General features: G+C 59.8%; 15 protein-coding genes. 7 read left to right on the forward strand and 8 right to left on the reverse strand.

Annotated features, from left to right (window positions below; genetic code table 11):
- Position 1 precedes the first annotated feature (1 nt).
- The 6 genes from C8D82_RS16260 (at position 2) to C8D82_RS16285 (ending at position 8,510) form a co-directional block, all read left to right on the forward strand.
- Entirely contained in the window at positions 2-2,053 is a 2,052-nt protein-coding gene (locus C8D82_RS16260) for an acetylxylan esterase (RefSeq protein ID WP_116885346.1), read from the forward strand.
- Positions 2,050-3,231, forward strand: a complete 1,182-nt coding sequence (locus C8D82_RS16265; protein WP_116885347.1) for a glycoside hydrolase family protein — start codon at positions 2,050-2,052, stop codon at positions 3,229-3,231. The genes C8D82_RS16260 and C8D82_RS16265 overlap by 4 nt, the downstream gene beginning before the upstream one ends.
- Positions 3,228-4,496, forward strand: coding sequence for an AGE family epimerase/isomerase (locus tag C8D82_RS16270; RefSeq protein WP_116885348.1), 1,269 nt, complete (start codon positions 3,228-3,230; stop codon positions 4,494-4,496). The genes C8D82_RS16265 and C8D82_RS16270 overlap by 4 nt, the downstream gene beginning before the upstream one ends.
- 1 nt (position 4,497) lies before the next feature.
- Positions 4,498-6,486, forward strand: coding sequence for a sodium:solute symporter family protein (locus tag C8D82_RS16275; protein ID WP_116885349.1), 1,989 nt, complete (start codon positions 4,498-4,500; stop codon positions 6,484-6,486).
- A 109-nt stretch (positions 6,487-6,595) separates the two neighbouring features.
- Positions 6,596-7,495, forward strand: coding sequence for a ribokinase (gene rbsK, locus C8D82_RS16280; protein ID WP_116885350.1), 900 nt, complete (start codon positions 6,596-6,598; stop codon positions 7,493-7,495).
- A gap of 16 nt (positions 7,496-7,511) precedes the next feature.
- A complete protein-coding gene (locus C8D82_RS16285) occupies positions 7,512-8,510 on the forward strand; it encodes a GRP family sugar transporter (protein WP_116885351.1) in 999 nt (332 codons plus the stop codon).
- Positions 8,511-8,527: 17 nt separating this feature from the next.
- Here the strand turns inward: C8D82_RS16285 and C8D82_RS16290 are convergent, their stop codons facing one another.
- The 8 genes from C8D82_RS16290 to C8D82_RS16320 form a co-directional block, all read right to left on the reverse strand.
- Positions 8,528-9,316: a DUF1835 domain-containing protein gene (locus tag C8D82_RS16290; RefSeq protein WP_165833135.1), complete on the reverse strand. Its 789-nt coding sequence runs from the start codon at positions 9,314-9,316 to the stop codon at positions 8,528-8,530.
- A gap of 17 nt (positions 9,317-9,333) precedes the next feature.
- Positions 9,334-9,708, reverse strand: coding sequence for a hypothetical protein (locus C8D82_RS21350; RefSeq protein WP_165833136.1), 375 nt, complete (start codon positions 9,706-9,708; stop codon positions 9,334-9,336).
- 11 nt (positions 9,709-9,719) lie between these two features.
- Entirely contained in the window at positions 9,720-10,991 is a 1,272-nt protein-coding gene (locus C8D82_RS16295; RefSeq protein ID WP_116885353.1) for an ABC transporter permease, read from the reverse strand.
- Positions 10,988-11,734, reverse strand: a complete 747-nt coding sequence (locus C8D82_RS16300; protein WP_206212583.1) for an ABC transporter ATP-binding protein — start codon at positions 11,732-11,734, stop codon at positions 10,988-10,990. Before C8D82_RS16300 ends, C8D82_RS16295 begins: the two co-directional genes overlap by 4 nt.
- Complete coding sequence (locus C8D82_RS16305; protein WP_116885354.1) at positions 11,734-13,260, reverse strand: efflux RND transporter periplasmic adaptor subunit; 1,527 nt, start codon at positions 13,258-13,260, stop codon at positions 11,734-11,736. Before C8D82_RS16305 ends, C8D82_RS16300 begins: the two co-directional genes overlap by 1 nt.
- The gene (locus C8D82_RS16310; protein ID WP_165833137.1) at positions 13,260-14,870 is read right to left on the reverse strand and encodes a type II secretion system protein GspD; all 1,611 of its coding nucleotides are present in this window, start codon (positions 14,868-14,870) and stop codon (positions 13,260-13,262) included. Before C8D82_RS16310 ends, C8D82_RS16305 begins: the two co-directional genes overlap by 1 nt.
- Positions 14,871-15,360: 490 nt before the next feature.
- Positions 15,361-15,747 carry a hypothetical protein gene (locus tag C8D82_RS16315; RefSeq protein ID WP_116885356.1) on the reverse strand — a complete coding sequence of 129 codons (387 nt, stop codon included), beginning with the start codon at positions 15,745-15,747 and terminating at the stop codon, positions 15,361-15,363.
- 6 nt (positions 15,748-15,753) lie between these two features.
- The gene (locus C8D82_RS16320) at positions 15,754-15,999 is read right to left on the reverse strand and encodes an SU10 major capsid protein (RefSeq protein ID WP_116885357.1); all 246 of its coding nucleotides are present in this window, start codon (positions 15,997-15,999) and stop codon (positions 15,754-15,756) included.
- A 155-nt stretch (positions 16,000-16,154) separates the two neighbouring features.
- On the opposite strand from C8D82_RS16320, the gene C8D82_RS16325 reads away from it, so the two are divergent.
- The gene (locus C8D82_RS16325; protein WP_116885358.1) at positions 16,155-17,711 is read left to right on the forward strand and encodes a recombinase family protein; all 1,557 of its coding nucleotides are present in this window, start codon (positions 16,155-16,157) and stop codon (positions 17,709-17,711) included.
- Positions 17,712-17,784 lie beyond the last annotated feature (73 nt).

Here is a 17,784-nt window from a genome sequence, read left to right on the forward strand (position 1 = left end):
GATGAAATACCTGACGATATTGCCGACGCTCCTCGCCGCGCTGGCGCTGACGGCGGCGGAAATCACGATCACGCCGGAACGGCCGGAAGCACTCTACCGCTGCGGCGAGACAGCCGGATACACCCTGACCGTGACGGCCAAAGACGGCCGGCCGCTGCGCGCCGGCAAGCTCCATGCGATTTTCACCCGCGACTCCTGCACGCCGGTCGCGCGCCGGTCGTTCGATCTCGCGAAAAAGGAACCGCCCTACGTCGCGCAGGCCGCGCTGAACGAACCCGGCTTCCTGCGCATGGCCGTGATGCTCGAAGAACCGGGCGAAAAGCCTCAGTATAAAATCGCCGCCGCCGGTTACGAACCGGAAAAGCTCCGGCCCGGAATGCCGGAACCGGAGGATTTCATGCAGTTCTGGCGCGACGGCCAGAGGAAGCTGCGGGAAACCCCGGCCGACATCCGGCTCACTCCGATACCGGAATTCACCAAACCGGACCGGGAGGTGTACCGCCTGAGCGTCGGGACCCTCGACGGCCAACGCGTATACGGCTTCCTGACCATTCCGAAAAAAGGCAAGGCGAAGTATCCGGCGCTGGTCAACGTGCCGGGCGCGGGGCCGGGGATTTTCGCGGACGTGATGCTGGCCGATCAGGGCTTCGTGATGTTGAATATGAATGTGCTCCCCTACCCCGTGCCGCGCCTCGCCGGAGAGAGCCGCGCGAAATATGACGAATACCTGAAAGCGGGCGGCCACTACAAATTCCGGGGAGTGCCGGACCGCGACCGGTACCACTTCCGCAACGTCTACCTCGGCATCGACCGCGCGATCGACTATCTGGCGGAACGGCCGGAGGTGGACGCCCGGAACATCGGCATCTTCGGCTCCAGCCAGGGAGGAGGTTCGGCGATCATCCTCGCCGCGCTCAACGCGCACATCAAGGCGGCGGTCGCGAACGTCCCGGCGCTGTGCGACCACGGCGCTCCGGCAAAGGGGCGCGCCCCCGGCTGGCCGCTGTTCGCGGATGAGTTCAAAAACGATCCCGCCGCGCTGGAGATGGCACGCTACTTCGACGCGGCCAACTTCGCGGCGCACCTGAAGTGCCCGGTGCGGGTGATCGTCGGATTCATCGATCCGGTGTGCAGCCCGAGTTCGGTCTACGCGATGTACAACCGCATTCCGACCGACAAGAAAATCGTGAACGAGCCGCTGATGGGCCACGCGACCCGGATGAGTTACACGCGGGCGAAAGCGTGGCTGTTCGACCAGCTGACGCCGTCGCAGGTTCCCGGCTGGCCGGAATCGGTCGAGCTTGCGGTCGGCGACCTCGGCCTGCGGCTGGAAAGCCGTTCCTTCTGGACCCTCTACCGGATCGATTACAAGGGCGACCGCCTCGGCGTGGACCAGTGGGGCAGCCACTACGGCAATGTGTTCTCTTTCCGGGAGTACGGCTTCGTCGGCAGCGGACACCGCGAAAACGAAAACGAGCGCATTCTCTGCCTCGCGCTGGAGGTCGACGGCAAGCCGGTCGAACGCCCGGCGCCGAGCATCCGCGCCTCCGCCGTGAAGCTCGTGAAACGCTCGATGGTGCGCGGGCTGGAGGTCACCGACACGCTGGAAATCGCGGACAACCGGATCACCGAAACGGTCCATGTCACCTGCCGTTCCCCCGAACGGCTGGGCTACGCCTTTTTCTGCATGTATCCGTGGGCGACTTCGTTCACGCTCTACCGGGCGCTGGACGAAGGGACCGGCGGCAGCTTCACCGACAGCGGCGAATTCCTGCTGAACTCCCCGGCGCGGGCGGTCGCCTTGTTCAATCCGAAATTCAACAAGGGGGTGCTTTCGATCGTGGAAAAGGAGTGGCGCACCGGCCCCCGCCGCGAACAGTACCGCGACACCCCGGGCCGCTACCGCAAACACTACTCGCAGCTCCTGGCCGGAAAACGGTTCGAGCAGGGGCAGCAGTGCGAATTCAAAATGACCGTGATTCCCTACGAGTGCACCCCGGAGAACTGGGTCGCCGCCGCGGAAAAACTGGCCGGAAAGCGTGAAAAGAAATGAATGACCTCCTGAAACAACGGGCGCTGGATGCGGCGCTGGCCGGACTCGACTATTTTGTACGCAACCAGCTCACGGACCTCCACAGCGCCGACTGCGGCCGCTATCCTTTCATCGCAGACTGCCGCACCGGCCGGGCGGAGAGCTGGACCACCAGCTGGCTGACCGGCATCATCGCAAGCATGATGCTGAACGGACATGCGGCCTCCCCCCGCCGCGGCTACCTCGAAAGCGCCGCCCGCGCGATCGAATACGTAAAGAGCCTGCAGAACTTCGTGCCGGGCAATCCGCGCACGTTCGGGGCCTTGCACGAGGAGACGCCGCAGGACCGCTGGGCGCATCCGCGCGACGGCCTGAGCGGCGCGCTCGGGCTGCTCGACTACGCCGAGGCGACCGGCGACGCCGAAGCGCGATTCCGGGCGAAGGCGTTCGCGGACTGGTTCGTGTCGGTCGGGATGGAGAAGGGGTATCCGTACTGGACGCTGCGCTTCGACGATGCGGAATGGGAGCCGAAATGGTACGGTTCGTTCCACGCCGGCAGCGCCTACTTCCTCGGCCGGATCTACTCCGCCATCGGCGACGGGCGCTACCTCGACGCGGCGCTGACGCTGCTCGACTTCTACAACGAACGCCTGCTCGGCCCGCAGGGGGACATCACCGTGATCCGCGAGCACGGCACCCTGGAGAAGCTCGACGGGTGCGCCGATCCGGCGTGGGCTCCCGCCGGCTGGATCATGATGCACCGCTTCAACGACGACTTCGGCGCGCTGGCCAATCTGCACGCCGCCGAGCTGACCGGCGATGACAGCTACCGGCTGGCCGCGAGGCGTTTCCTCGCCCGGATGCGCGACACCCAGCGTCCCGACGGCGGCTTCGGCCCCGCCGAGTGGAGCCAGAGCATACCGAACGCGGCGGGCTGCATTTTGCAGGAGATGGTCGAAGGGCGCCGTCTCGGCGTATTGGACGAATCATTCGACCCCGCGATTGAAAAGGCGGCCGAATACCTGCTGGGGCAGCAGTTCCGCCGGGAGGGCGCGAAGATGGACGGCGCTTTCCACGGCATGTCGGGCGACTACACGGTCGACGCCGGTTCCTGCAACGCCCGCGCCGCCGCCTACGCGATCATGTCGCTGCTGAACTACGCCTCGGAGCGGACCGCAACCTACCGGGCCGGACGATGACGCGCGCCGAACAGACCGCCGCCTTCCGGCGGATCATCACCGAAACGCTCGACACGATTCTGGAGCGGACCGGCGACCGCCCGTTCCTCGACACCAAATTCGACGTGATCGACGGGCGGGACTACGCCGGTGCGGCGGAACCGGCGTTCCGTTCCGGCCGGACGGTCTATGCGTGGATTCAGGGGCGCGGCCTCGAAGCACTGGCCGGGCATCTGCACGCCGGTTTCGGCGACGCCGGACGCATCCGCGCCGTGCTGCGCCGGGTCAGCTCCCGGCTGGAACGCATCCGCGCGGCCAATGGCGGCCGAATGTTCTTCATGATGTCGCCGGACGGAGTGTTCCTGAACGGCGACGGCACGCCGCGCCGCGAGCCGCTCCCCGGCGACGCGAACTACAGCGACCTCTTCTGCGCCAAAGGGCTGCTGCACGCCGCCCGCGCCCTGCAGGATGCGGCGCTCGAACGCGAGGCGCTGGCCTATCTGGAGCGGACCGTCGCCGCAATCGGTGAACTGCGGTTCGTGACCGACCAGCAGCCGTTCGACCCGGCCAACCCGGTCGCGGCGCGGCCGGGCAAGGTGCAGCAGGGACCGTTCATGATCGCCCTGTCCGGCATCGCCGCCGCGGCGGAACTGACCGGCGATGTGAAGTGGCTGGACCGGGGCTGCCGGTTCCTGCGGCGCGTGCTGACGCTGCATGTGGACCACAGCCGGGGAGAGCCGGAGCTTTTCGAAGCGGTCCGCCCGGACGGAACGCCGTACCGCGAGGACGGCAGGCTGATCAGCGATCCCGGCCACGCGCTGGAATTTGCCGGGCTGGCGCTGAAGTTCCTGGCCGTATTGGAGAAGGCCGGACGCCCCGGCAGCGCCGCGGCTCTCCATGCGGACCGGCTGCTGCTCGCGCGGCTGTTGCGGCGCCACTTCACGCTCGGCTTCCGCCCCGGCCCCGGCGGCATCGTGAAATCCTTCGACCTGATCGGGCGCTGCACGGTCAACGCCGATATGCCGTGGTGGAGCCTGCCCGAAACGATCCGGGCGGCGGCGGAAGCCGAAGCGGCCGGATGCGGCGATTTCAGCGACATAACCGGCGCGTGCGCCGGTGCGCTGTGGAACCGCTTCACCAACGTGGAGCAACACTGCTTCGCGTACCAGACCCGGGACGCTTCCGGCAGGCCCGTCCGGGTAATCCCGGCGGTACCGGATCTCGACCCCGGCTACCACACCAACCTGAGCCTGATCGACGTATTGAAACTATGGGGGGAACTCTGAAATGGAAATGCATTGGATCGACTGGAGCATCCTCGGCGCCCTGTTCGCCGGGCTGCTCTGGCTGCTGCTCTACTGCCGGAAATTCGTGCGCAACACCGCCGATTTTCTGGCCGCCAACCGCTGCGCGGAGCGTTACATCCTCGCGATCGCGTCCGGCATCGGCGCGGTCGGGGCGATCTCGATCATCGCCTTTTTTGAACTCTACTACAACGCCGGCTTCACGCCGGTGTGGTGGACGATGCTGTCGGGGCCGGTCGCACTGATCATCGCGATCTCCGGCTGGGTCTACTACCGGCGGCGCGAAACCCGCACGCTGACGCTGGCGCAGTTCTTCGAAATGCGCTACAGCCGGAACTTCCGGGTGTTCGCGGGCATCCTGATGTGGATTTCCGGGCTGCTGAACTACGGGATTTTCCCGGCGGTCAGCGCGCGGTTTTTCCTGTTCTACTGCGGCTTCCCGGAGTACGTGCGCTTCTGCGGCGTTCCGGTCGAAAGCTATGCACTGCTGCTGACGCTCTTCATCGGGCTCGGCGCGGCGTTCGCGTGCTTCGGCGGGCAGATCGCGATCATGGTCACCGACTTCGCGCAGGGGATGTTCTGCAACGTGGCCTTCCTGATCCTGATGGTGTTCTTCCTGTACCAGTTCGACTGGAACGACATCTTCACGACCATGGCCGCGACCGCCCCGGCGGGCAAATCGCTGCTGAATCCCTTTGACACCATCGCCAACAAGGATTTTTCCGCCTTCTACTTCCTGATCGGCATCGTCGCGATCTTCTACACCTCCGGCGCGTGGCAGGGCAACATGGGCTATACCGGAGCCGCCAAAACGCCGCACGAAGCGAAGATGGCGGCGCTGCTCGGCCAGTGGCGGGGGCTGATCCAGGGGCTGCTCTTCATGGTCATCCCGATCTGCGCCTACCTGATCATGAACAACGCCGCGTTCGGCGACATCGCCGCACCGGTGAGAGCATCGCTCGAACACGTGGAGGGCGCGCAATTGCAGAAACAACTGCTCGTGCCGATGGTGCTCAAGCAACTGCTGCCGGTGGGCCTGAGCGGCATATTCATCGCGGTGATGTTCGCGGCGATGCTGAGCACGGACAACACTTATATGCACAGCTGGGGCAGCATCTTCATTCAGGACGTGGTAATGCCGTTCCGCAAGCGTCCTTTCAAGCCGGAAACGCATATCCGGCTGCTGCGGCTGTCGATCCTCGGAGTCGGCGCGTTCGCATGGCTCTTCAGCTACTTCTTCCGCCAGACCGAATACATCATGATGTGGTTCGCGATCACCGGCGCGGTGTGGCTGGGCGGCGCGGGCGTCGTGATCATCGGCGGGCTCTACTGGAAACGCGGCACCACCGCCGCCGCATGGACCGCCCTGATCATCGGTTCAACCATCGCGGTCGCCGGAATCCTGATCGAAAAATACGAGTGGCTGCGCCCCTTCGACTGGATGACCCGCGAGGAAGGCAAATTCATCTGGAACGGGCAGATCATCTACTTCGGCGCGCTGGTGATTTCGACGCTGAGCTACATCGGCATCTCGCTGGCAGGGCGGACCCGCTTCAACCTCGACCGGATGCTGCACCGCGGCAGGTACGACACCGCGAACGAGCACATCGAAACCGGCTTCAAAGCCAACCGCTGGCTGAAAATGCTCGGCCTGACCGGAGAATTCACCTTCACCGACCGGCTGCTGTTCTATGCGAACATCGCCTGGAGCGCGGTATGGCTGGCGGTGTTCGCGGCGATGACGCTCTACCATGTGTGCGTCGGGATTTCCACGGCGGGCTGGGTGCTCTTCTGGAAGATCTGGGTCGGCATCTCGTTCGTGCTGGGCGTCGGCACCACGGCCTGGTTCCTGGTCGGCGGTTCGCTGAACATCCGGGGATTGTTCCGCAGCCTGCGCGAAGTGCGCTCCTGCGACGACGACGACGGCCGGGTGGTCGACGGCCGGAACGCCGGTGAAGGCGAAGAAGCCTGATTCACCTGAAACGAGCCTGAACAGTTACAAAATTCGCCTCCGGTTGCAATTTTCTAAAATAAGATTATATTCTTATTTAGAGAGGACAATTGCCAACAGGAGGAGAATTATGAAGAAAGTCGTAGTCATCGGCAGCACCAACACCGATATGGTCGTGAAATCGGAACGGATTCCCGTGCCGGGTGAAACCATTCTCGGCGGACGTTTTCTGATGAATCCCGGCGGGAAAGGCGCCAACCAGGCCGTCGCCGCCGCCCGGCTGGAGGGAGATGTCACATTCATCGCCAAAGTCGGCGACGACCTGTTCGGGCGGGAAGCGCGGGCATTGTTCCAAAAGGAGCGGATCGACACTTCCCATCTCCTGACCGATCCGGACAATCCCTCCGGAGTCGCACTGATCATGGTCGACGCGAAAGGGGAGAACTGCATTTCCGTCGCCTCCGGCGCCAACGCTTCGCTTTCCCCGCGCGACCTCGAAGCCGCCCGCAACGTGATCGAAGCCGCCGACGTGCTTTTAATGCAGCTGGAAACTCCGGTGGAAACGGTGCTGTGCGCGGCGCGCTGGGCCGCCGCCAAAGGGCGCACCGTAATCCTGAACCCGGCCCCGGCGGCAGCATTGCCGCCCGAACTCTTCCCATGCCTTGCGCTGATCACCCCCAATGAAACCGAAGCAGAACTGCTGACCGGCATCCGGGTCGACGACGGAACATCGGCACGCAAGGCGGCCGAAAAATTGTGCGGCATGGGGGTGGAAGCCGTGATCATCACGATGGGTTCGCGCGGCTCGTACCTGTACCGGGACGGCCGGGGCGAGCAGATTCCGGTGCAGCCGGTCAGGCGGGTCGACACCACGGCGGCCGGAGATATTTTCAACGGCGCGCTGGCGGTCGGCCTCGCGGAAGGAATGGAGCTGCGGGACGCAATCGGCCTCGCCTCCCGCGCCGCGACGATCTCCGTGACCCGGATGGGGGCGCAGTCCTCCGCTCCGTACCGCCACGAATGCAAGTAAAGCGCGGAGGTGAACCATGTTTTTCGTCAAAGACTACGGCCTCGCCGTTTTTTTCTGCGTAATCACGATGCTCTGCTGGGGTTCCTGGGGAAACACCCAGAAACTGGCCGGGCGGAACTGGCGCTATGAGCTTTTCTACTGGGACTACGTGCTCGGCGTTCTGCTGCTGAGCATTCTGGCCGGACTCACGCTCGGCAGCTTCGGCGCGGAGGGCAGGAGTTTCCTGCCGGACCTGCGGCAGGCGGACTGGCGGTACATCGGCAGCGCGTTCGCCGGAGGCGTGGTGTTCAACGCCGCCAATCTGCTGCTGTCGGCGGCGATCTCGATCGCGGGGATGTCGGTGGCGTTTCCGGTCGGGATCGGCCTCGCGCTGATTCTCGGCGTGGTGGTGAACCATCTCGGCGATCCCCACGGGGACCCGGTGCTGCTTTTCTCCGGCGTCGCCCTGATCGCAATCGCCATTCTGATGAACGCATTCGCGTACAAACTCAAGGAGAGCGGCGGCCGGAAGGTGCCGATGAAGGGAATCGTGCTCGCGGTGGTCTGCGGCGTGCTGATGGCGTTCTTCTACCGTTTCGTCGCGGCCTCGATGGATATGAATTTCACCGCACCGGCGGCGGGAAAGCTGACGCCTTACTCGGCATTTTTCATCTTCGCGCTCGGCATCTTCCTGAGCACCTTCGTATTCAACACGATCGCGATGAAAAGGCCGGTCTCCGGCAAGCCGCTGCCGCTTTCGGCCTACTTCCGCGGCGGAGTGCCGATTCACTTCGTCGGGCTGCTCGGCGGCTGCATCTGGGGGATCGGCAACGTGCTGAACCTGGTCGCCGCCGGCAAAGCCGGCCCGGCGATCTCCTACGGGCTGGGCCAGGGGGCGACGCTGGTGGCCGCGCTGTGGGGAATCCTGATCTGGAAGGAATTCAAAGGCGCTCCCCGCATCTCGCACGCGCTGAATATCGGCATGTTCGTGGTTTTCCTCGCCGGCCTCGCGCTGCTGATCAAAGCGGGAGCCTGAACCGCGTCCGCCCGGCCCTACCGTCCCGCCGGCAGGTATCTCACCGAATCCCCGCCGGGCCGGATTTCGATCAGCCGCCGGGCGGCCAGTCCCTCCAGCAGCCGCCGGCACATCGTATCGCCCATGAACGGATGCTCTTCACAGGCTCCCGCCGCCCGGAATATTTCGGGGCCGGAGTGTTTGCCGGAGCGGATGATTTCCAGCAGTTGCCGTTCGCTTCTGCCGAGGCCGTCCGCTCCGGGAAACTCCTCCCGGTATCGCGCCAGCGCCTTCGCCAGAAATGGAAAGCGGCCGGCGCCTTCCCCCGCCGGAAAGCGCCGGAGTGTTTCTTCGCCTTCCGCCACCGCCTCCCATGCGGAGGCGAAAAGCCTGAGATCCGCCCCGGAGAGCAGACGCGCCTCGGGCTTCTTTTCCACAAACAGTTCCGGATGCTCCCCCCAGACCACATCCTCGCAGACCAGAAAAACGCGGGCCGGGGTATTTTCCAGCAGAAAGAGGATCCGCGACAGCATGATCTGGTCGTACATACAGGCATCAAACCATAAAAATACGGAATCCCGGCCGGACAACCCGGCGACGGCCTGATCCATTTTGCGCAGTTCGGCAAGAATTTTCTCCCGGTCCAGCTCCGGCATCAGCCGGTGGAGTTCCTCCGCGCGGATCCGCTCGAACTCCTCCGGCGGCACAGCTTTGCCGGGAATCCTTCCCTCCAGATAGTTCTCGCGCCAGACCAGCGCCGCGGCAGTTCCGCCGGAACTCCGCCAAGCCTCGAAAGCACAATCCCCGTTGAAGATATGCAGCTCCATAATCCCCCCGCCTCCCGTTACACTCCCACTCCGAAACACCGGACCGGAAACATGATCGTGTGAAAAAGCAGCTCGAAAGGAGCCGCCCCTCCTTCGCAGATGTTCGCCACACCGGAGGAAAGCCCCCCCAGCGGCAGTCCGAGCGTACACTGCACCACTCCCCACGGGATGTACAGAATCTTGAAAGCCGCCATTCCCATCTGCGCAAGCCCCTGCGCCCCGCCGGCAATTCCCTGAATCACATAGGGCTGCGCCGTCTCGGCCATGCGCATCGCGGCGGGAGCGAGGATCGCGATGGTCACCGGGTCGATCGCCTGCGCCTCCGGAGCGGGGGCGAACCAGCCGGTGACGGTCGCCAGCGTCAGCAATGTGATCCATATCGTCTTGCGCATTCCGTTCTCCGCTATTCCGCGCGCAGAACCGTGATCGGATTCTGCTGGGCTGCCTTATAAGCCGGATAGGTTCCGAAAATCACACCGACCAGACACGAGATGACCAGCGACAGCGCGATGCTCCAGATCGAATAGACGGTCGGCATGCCGCTGTAGTAGGTGATTGTCCGTGCGATTCCGACGCCGGTCAGGATGCCGAGCACTCCGCCCGACGTGGTCAGGAACACGGTTTCGATCAGGAACTGGAGCAGAATGTCCGACTTCTGCGCGCCGAGCGCGCGCCGGGTTCCGATCTCCTTGCGGCGTTCGAACACGCTCGCGAGCATGATGTTCATGATGCCGATGCCGCCGACCACCAGCGAAATGCTGGCGATCGATCCCATTACGATCGTGAAGATGTTCTGCGTCTGCTCGCGCTGCTTCAGCAGTTCGAACGGAACCACCATGCCCCAGTCCTTGGTGTCGGAATGGAGCTTTTCCAGATAGCTGGAGACACGCTTGGCGGTATTGTCGATATACTGGGTGTCGGCCACACGGATCAGGAACAGGTCGTATTCAACCCGCGTGATCTTGTACTGCCGGCCTTCCCGGTAGAAGGTGTAATCCTTGAATTTCGCCTTGGCCGTGCTCATCGGAATCAGGATCATGTCGTTCTGGCCGCCGATTTCCGGGTACTGGGTGCCGTATTCGTTGTTGAGGATGCCGACGATTTTGTAAACCTCGTCCTCGATGCGGATCGTGCTGCCGACGACGTTGGTGTTGCCGAGAGCGAAGAGCTTGCGCTTCACATTTTTGCCGATCACGCAGACATTCGCGTTGTTCTTGAAGTCCGCCGGGGAAAACCAGCGGCCCTTTTCAAGTTTCGCGGAAGAGTCCTCCAGGAACCGGTAGTCGCAGCCGATCAGCTTGAGGTCGGTGCGCTGCAATCCCTTGAGCACCTTCTTGCGGGCGTCGAACAACGCGGTGATCTCCTCGACGTTGTCCATCCGCGAAATATGCGTGGCGTCACGGTCGGTCAGGCCGAAACGCTCCATCACGCTCGCATTGTCCGAACTTTCGCTGCGGCTGTTGATCGGGGGGCGCTGCGAAAACACGATGATCTTGTCAATCCCCATCGCTTCGATCTGCGCCAGCGCCGACTGCTTCGCTCCTTCGGAAATCGCAAGCATCGCAATCACGCTGCCGACGCCGAAAATCACGCCGAGCGAGGTCAGGATCGACCGCACCTTATGCAGCAGCAGATTGTGGATCGACATCGAAAAAAGGTCGCGGACGAGCATCATCTGGCGGCCTCGCTTTCTTTCTTCTGCGCAGCGATTTCCCACTCGAACAAAGTATTGTCGATGCGGCCGTCGCGCAGGCGGATGATCTTGTCGTAGTGCGGTCCCAGCGACGGGTTGTGGGTCACCATCACAATGGTCACTCCCTGCTCGCGGTTCAATTCGTGAAAGAGCTTCATGATCTCGTTGCTGGTCTTTTCGTCAAGGTTGCCGGTCGGTTCGTCAGCGAGGATGAAGGCCGGGTTGTTGCTCAGGGCGCGCGCGATGGCGATGCGCTGGCATTCGCCGCCGGAGAGCTGGGTCGGGCGGTGGCCGAGACGGTGGCCGAGCCCGACCCGCTTCGCCAGGTCCAGCGCCCGCTTCGAGCGGATCCGCCCCGGCACCCGCGCATAGAGCATCGGCACTTCGATATTCTGCTCGACCGTCAGGTGCGGAAACAGATTGAAGCTCTGGAAGATAAAGCCGATTTTCAGGTTGCGGATCGTCGCCTGTTCCACATCGGAGAACTGGCTCACTTCGATATCCTCCAGATAGTACTGGCCGCCGGTGGGCACGTCGAGCATGCCGAGGATGTTCAGCAGCGTCGACTTGCCGGAACCGGAGGTACCGATGAAGCCGACGAACTCTCCCCGGCAGACCGTCGCGTTGATCCCCTTCAGCACCGGGACCTGCAATTCGCCGGTGATGTAGGTCTTCCGGATATCGACCAGGCGGACGATATCACTGCTTTTCCCGGATTCGGCCATTACTTGGAATCCTGCTTTTTCTGGTAGGGCCGGTACAAATAGACCACGTCGCCCTCTTCCAGGCCGCTTTTGATCTGGACGAAGTTGTCGTTGGATTCGCCGATCTCCACATCGACCTCCTTGGAACCGGTCAAGCCGGCAACGTAGACAAAGAAGCGGTCGCTGTCTTCAAACACAGCTTCCACCGGCACGAAGAGCGTCTGCGGAATCGTCTTGGTGACCACGCTGATCTGCACGCTCATGCCGTTGACGAGACGCGGCGACTGCTTGTCGAACCGGATCTTCGACTTGTAGATTTTCGGCGAGGAGCTGTCCCAGTTGACCAGGTTGACCGGAAGCGTGTCGATGTGACTGATCTGGCCTTCGAACTTTTCTCCCGGCAGGGAATCCGGGGAAATCACCGCGCGGTCGCCGATTTTCAGCTTGGAACGGTACTGCTCCGGCAGGTCGAAGTCCACGATCAGGTTGGACATTTCCGGGATGGTGATCAGAATCTGGCCCTTGCCGACGTCGATGCCGGGCTTCACATCCAGCCGGCTCCAGCGGTTGTCCGGGTCGCCGTAGATCACGACGCCGTCCACCGGGGCGATCAGCACCATCTGGGTCATATACTCCTTGTAGCGGTTGAGCTGTTCATTGGTGCGCCGCAGCCGCCGCCGCAGGTTTTCGATCGATTTGACCTGCTGGATCATCTTGGATTCGGTCGAAATCTTCGTCTTGCGCAAATTCAATTTCGCCTGTTCCAGCGCGTTCAGCAACCGGGTCATCTTGCTCGGATGGTCGTAGCGGCGGAACACCTTGCGGTTGTCCTCCGCGGTTGCGAGCTTGTTTTCCGCCTCGTCGATTTTGGCCTGCGCATCTTTCAGCGACTGGCGTTTCTTTTCATCGGCGTCCTCGCCGGATTTCGCATCGACCTCCGCATCACGGGCAGTTTCGTAATCGGTGCGCGCCTTGTCCAGATTGCTTTGCGCGGTGTCGATCGCCAGGTCCAGTTCATCGCGCTTGCTGGTCCGCTCAAACCGGCGGTATTTGCGCAGCGCGTCGTCCGCCTGCGAAAGGGCTTCCTCCGCCGACTGGAGATCCACCGCGTTGGTGCTCTCCTGAATCTTCGCGTTTTCGCGCGCCAGGTCGAGCTCCTTCTGAAGATTGAGGGCCTCGATTTCAAGATCCTCAATCTTCTCCTTCAGGCTGTCGGTTTCAAATTTAGCCATCACGTCGCCGGCTTTGACCTTGCTGTTTTCGTCGATGACCCACAGCAGCTGGGTGCGGTAGTTGGCCTGCAGCGCCAGCTTGTGCTTTTTATTGGCGTTGATGTAACCGCCCTGCATCAGGCCGATCACCAGGTCGTCGCGGCGCACTTTGTAGGTGCGGTCCTTGTCTCCGCCGTCCGTCGCCAGTTTCTTTTTGGCGGCGGCGTCGGCGGCCCTCTGCCGGGGAACATACCAGCCCCAGTAAGCTCCGGCGGCGGCGCCCAGAATGACCAGCGCCGTCACCCAGGTGGTGATTTTTTTGCGCTTGAACTTCATTATTTCGCCTGTCCGTTGGTTGCGGCTGCCGCCGGAGCGGTCTGCGTGTTCTTTTCTTCAGCCGGAGCCGGCTTCGCGTCCTGAGCCGGTTTGGCCGGTTCTTCCCCGACCGGAACCGCCGCCGGAGCGGCCTCGGCGGGCTTGGCCGGTTCGGTCTTTTCCGGCAGCGGCTGCGGCCGGATCACCCCCGGAGTATTGGGATCGACGGGTTCTTCCGGCACTTCGGCGGCATCGTCGGACATGCGATCCATGATCGGCGTGTTCTTGAAAGCGGCGCGGCGTGCTTCGGCTTCGCCGGGCTGGGCGTCACGGAACTCCTTGACCAGCTCCTTCGCCGAGGTTTCGCGCAGCGGAATCGCGTCGGAATACTCGATGATCTTGCCGAGCGTTTCGCTGACCTTCGCCGAACGGTCGGGATCGTAGAACACGCCGCTGGCCACCTGTTCCGGAGAGATGATATGGATTTTCAGGAAGAAGATCAGCTGGGTCACTTCCTTGGTCAGGTTCTTGCCGGTGAACAGCTCGCCGATCAACGGCAGGTCGCTGAGGATCGGCACGCGCTGCTGCGAAAGCGAATCGTTCCGGCTGTAGAGGCCTCCCATCATCACCACTTGCTTGTCCTGCATCCGCAGGTAGGTTTCGACGCTCCGCGCCGAAATCACCGGCACCGGGTAAGAGGTATCACCGCCGGCGGAAACGTTCTCATACCGGATCACGTTCGACACCTTCGGGTACACCCGCAGCGTCACATTGTCGCGGTTGATCATGCTCGGTTCGACTTCCAGCGTCACGCCGACACTTTTGAACTTGGTGCTCAGCGACAGCGTGTTGCCGGTGCTGTTCGCCTCCTGAATCGGGATTTCCTCACCGGTCACGATCCGGCTGACCTCATTGCGGGAGATCAGGATGTTCGGAGAGGAGAGCACCTTGGCGTCCTGTGCAGTCAGCAGCCACTGGAACGCAATGTCCAGCGTATCCTTGCCGGCAATCGGCTTCCAGTTGCCGCCCATGCCGGTGGTCGGCTGGCTGGACTGGCCCGGCACTTCCGTGGTCGCCCCGATCGAACCGCGCCCCTTGTGCGCATAACTGATCGACAGATTGCGCTGCATGCCGTCGCTGAACATCACCTCCACGATCTTCGCTTCGATCAGGATCTGCGAGGAAGGCACATCCATCGCGAGCATGATGCTGCGATAGTTTTCGACCGCGTCGCTCGGACCGCTCAGCACCAGCACGTTCTGCTCATCCAGCGGCTCCACCAGCGTCGCGCCGGTGATGATGCCGTCGATCGCCTTGAAGAGCTGCTTGGAGGAGGTGAAGCGCGGGCGGAAGACCAGCGTGGAACGGCCGTCCGTGCCCGGGATGATTTTCGCATACGGTTCTTCGATCGGTTTGGCGGCGGCGGCCACCTGCGGAGCCGGCGCGTCATCGGAAAAGAGATCGGTCAATTCCTGCATCACGGTGCGGACATTTTCCTTGCCGCGCACCATGTCTTCTTCGGTGCGGACCACGAGCTCCGGTTTCTGCTCGACCGGCACGGAGACATCGGAGGCGAACAGCGAGGAAGCGGTCAACGCGACGGCGGAAGCTACGCCTCCGGCCGTCCGCACGGAGAATGGACTTTTCCGTAAGAACATTGTCTGGAACCCTTTTGTATTTTTGTATGCATTAAATTTTACCATGTTCCGAAACCGAACCGTTACCGCCGATCGCAACCCCCGCCGGATCGCCGCCGCCTCAGGGAAAGCCCCCCGACTTATCCCCGATTGTAAGCAAAACAGTTATAAATAAACTGTTTTGGAACGTCGTTCATGAAACCTGATTATTTGGAACTTAAGGCAGTAATATAACCGGTGCAGCGTCATTTTCAAACCTTTTTCCAGCCGGTTTTCGATTTTTTTGCAACAAAAAAAGTTCATCGGCGGAATAGAGAAAAAAATCTCTCAGGCGGGTCTTGGCCGGTATTATGTGGTTTTAGGCTAACTTGCCGACAGGAGGTTATTTAAATATGGAAAATACAAAAGGAAAGAGAGTCCGAAATCCGGAAAGAAAAACTCTCCCGTTCCGATGCGGTTGCAATGGGGACGGGAGAGAAAAGGATCAGCCGCGATTGAGACGGCGGCAGCCGTTCAACACCGAAGCGAGCAGCTGCATCGCCCGGGGCGCGATCTCGGGAGGTGCGGAAACGGGCAGCTCCGCCCAGCTGCGGCGTCCCAGCCCGGAGATCTCCTCGGAAATCAGCTGCGGCTCCGGCGGGCGGGGCGGATGGCGCAGCTGATGAAGGGCCTGTTCAAAGCAGGCGTGCTTCAGTTCAGGCCGGGTCAGGTCAAGTTCCGGCGCGCTCAGCAGGGCCGCGAGAGCGCGCTGCGCCGAAATCAGCGCCCGGCGCCTGAATTCGGGCTGATGGCCGCTCCACTCGTCGCCTTCGAGTCCGTCCCGGAAATAGGCGTCGGCGGCGGAAGCCAGTTCTGCGATCGCTTCAGTCATGATCGCTTACTCGGCGGCTTTCAGCTCGGCAAGTGCGGTTGCGCTCGCCTTGAGATTCTTGATCCGGCACAGCCGCTGGGCGGCATTGCGGAACACGAAGGTGAGTTCCCCGAGCGCCATGCGCTTGATGCCGTCGAATCCCTTCGGGGTCGCATCGGTATCGGTGATCGACCGGCCCTTGAGGCTGCTCATGCCGAAACCGGCGGGATCGATCACCCATGCATCGGTATCCGGCATGTCCGGATCGGCCATGATGGTCATGCCGCGGCCGTTGGATTTGTATTTTAGGAATAACCGAAAACTTATGTTATCCCTAAAATATGAAACCCTGGATTCGTTTTTTAGAAATAATAGTTTACTTCCTTCTCCAAATTGTTATATTGTAAGAATTAAGAGAAAGGAAAGTTATGAAAGGATTCATTTACGCCCGCCAATCCTCAGGCGGTACAGAAACCAGTCTTTCTATTGATGTTCAAATAGAGAACTGTAAAAGATACGCCACAAAGGAAGGTATCAATATTGTGGAAGTCTTCAGTGACTATAACACCTCTGGAAGATGTTTTCCTGTGGGTGCTGAAAATGTGGCGGAAAGAGACCTCGCTTTTCAAAGATGGTACTCTGAAAAAACAACACCTTCAAAACAATACCGGAGCGGTTTAGGATCACTCTTCAAAAGGTTACACGAAGTGGATGTAATTATCATAGATGATATTACCCGACTTTACCGACCGCTCTCAGCATCCTTTTTGGAAAGTTACATCCATCAAAACCTGATCCTCAATAAGATCAAAATTCATACGGTCAAAGGTGGTATAATCAATACTGAAACCTTCAATGACTCATTGATTCTTTCAATTCAAAACCAAGTTGAAAGTCAGGCGATTTTGGTAAGAACTCAGAAATCCAAAGCATCCTTGAAAAAGTTGAAAGATGAAGGATGGACTATTGGCGGAAAAGCGTTGATGTTGGGATATACTCAATTAGGAAAACAACGCTATGAAATCAATAAAGATGAAGAGATGGCGATTAAGAAGATTTTTGAGTTGCTGAAAGAAGGTAACTCCTATGAATTTGTAACCTCTTATATCAATAAAAACTATAGGATGCCACGAAGAAATGAACTTCAACCGGCTCATCTTAAAAGGATTGCTTCACGCCCTGAATACTGTGGAATGTGCTATAATTCAAAAAATGAATTGATTGAATCAAAATGTTTTGGTCAGATCCCTTTAATCAGTAAAGGGGATTGGTTCAAAGTTCAGGATGTATTAAAATCCAAGCCGAGTAAAACAAGAGAGAAAAAAGGTCATGTATATACTCTGACCGGGATGTTGAAATGTGGGTACTGTGGGAAAACTCTTATGGTTCATTCAACAGGTAATATGAAGTATTTTACCTGCCGTGATAAAGTTGAAAGAGAGTTTCATCAAAAGATCAGATACAATTCTTCCGATCAGGTTTTCTGCTACCACGAATTGAGAGATAATTTGTTTGGATTGTCCTATTTTTCTGATAGCGGATGTTTATATGAGGTTACTTATCCTTTATTGGTCAAAGTTATTATAGATGAGTTTTTACTTCTCAATAACAATTCTGATCTTGAGGTTGAGATCAATGAGATCAAGTTGGAATTGGAAAAGATTGAAAAACACGAGAAAAAACTTTCTGCGATGCTTCTGAATGAAAGTATTGATGATGACCAATTTACAACTATGGCTAAAACTTATAAGAACCAGAGGGATGAATTAAAGAGAAAATTAAATTCATTGACAGAAAGTTTATATAAGTCAGATGAATCGGTCAATTTTGAATTACTCTTCAAAGAGTTCATTATAGGGGAAATGGATGATAAAAAGATCAAGGTGTATATCCATAAGGTTGTTGATTCAATCCTCGTATATGAGGATAAAATCACTATTCAAATGAAGGATGGTAAAGAATTGTTATTGTCCCAAATTTTGTGAAACACACTTGTAGTTTCCAACGCCGATAACGACGTTGCCGATAATTTGCATACGTTTTTGCCAGTAGTCCTCC

Origin of the sequence: Victivallis vadensis, from assembly GCF_003096415.1 — a bacterium.
GTDB classification, from domain to species: Bacteria; Verrucomicrobiota; Lentisphaeria; order Victivallales; family Victivallaceae; genus Victivallis; species Victivallis vadensis.

Bases quoted from the DNA above. Each gene is read 5' to 3' on its own strand.
- C8D82_RS16315 (WP_116885356.1), bottom strand. From the start codon at position 15,747: ATGACTGAAGCGATCGCAGAACTGGCTTCCGCCGCCGACGCCTATTTC.
- C8D82_RS21350 (WP_165833136.1), bottom strand. From the start codon at position 9,708: ATGCGCAAGACGATATGGATCACATTGCTGACGCTGGCGACCGTCACC.
- C8D82_RS16265 (WP_116885347.1), top strand. From the start codon at position 2,050: ATGAATGACCTCCTGAAACAACGGGCGCTGGATGCGGCGCTGGCCGGA.
- C8D82_RS16285 (WP_116885351.1), top strand. From the start codon at position 7,512: ATGTTTTTCGTCAAAGACTACGGCCTCGCCGTTTTTTTCTGCGTAATC.
- C8D82_RS16320 (WP_116885357.1), bottom strand. From the start codon at position 15,999: ATGGCCGATCCGGACATGCCGGATACCGATGCATGGGTGATCGATCCC.
- C8D82_RS16325 (WP_116885358.1), top strand. From the start codon at position 16,155: ATGAAAGGATTCATTTACGCCCGCCAATCCTCAGGCGGTACAGAAACC.
- C8D82_RS16290 (WP_165833135.1), bottom strand. From the start codon at position 9,316: ATGGAGCTGCATATCTTCAACGGGGATTGTGCTTTCGAGGCTTGGCGG.
- rbsK (WP_116885350.1), top strand. From the start codon at position 6,596: ATGAAGAAAGTCGTAGTCATCGGCAGCACCAACACCGATATGGTCGTG.
- C8D82_RS16275 (WP_116885349.1), top strand. From the start codon at position 4,498: ATGGAAATGCATTGGATCGACTGGAGCATCCTCGGCGCCCTGTTCGCC.
- C8D82_RS16295 (WP_116885353.1), bottom strand. From the start codon at position 10,991: ATGATGCTCGTCCGCGACCTTTTTTCGATGTCGATCCACAATCTGCTG.
- C8D82_RS16300 (WP_206212583.1), bottom strand. From the start codon at position 11,734: ATGGCCGAATCCGGGAAAAGCAGTGATATCGTCCGCCTGGTCGATATC.
- C8D82_RS16270 (WP_116885348.1), top strand. From the start codon at position 3,228: ATGACGCGCGCCGAACAGACCGCCGCCTTCCGGCGGATCATCACCGAA.
- C8D82_RS16305 (WP_116885354.1), bottom strand. From the start codon at position 13,260: ATGAAGTTCAAGCGCAAAAAAATCACCACCTGGGTGACGGCGCTGGTC.
- C8D82_RS16260 (WP_116885346.1), top strand. From the start codon at position 2: ATGAAATACCTGACGATATTGCCGACGCTCCTCGCCGCGCTGGCGCTG.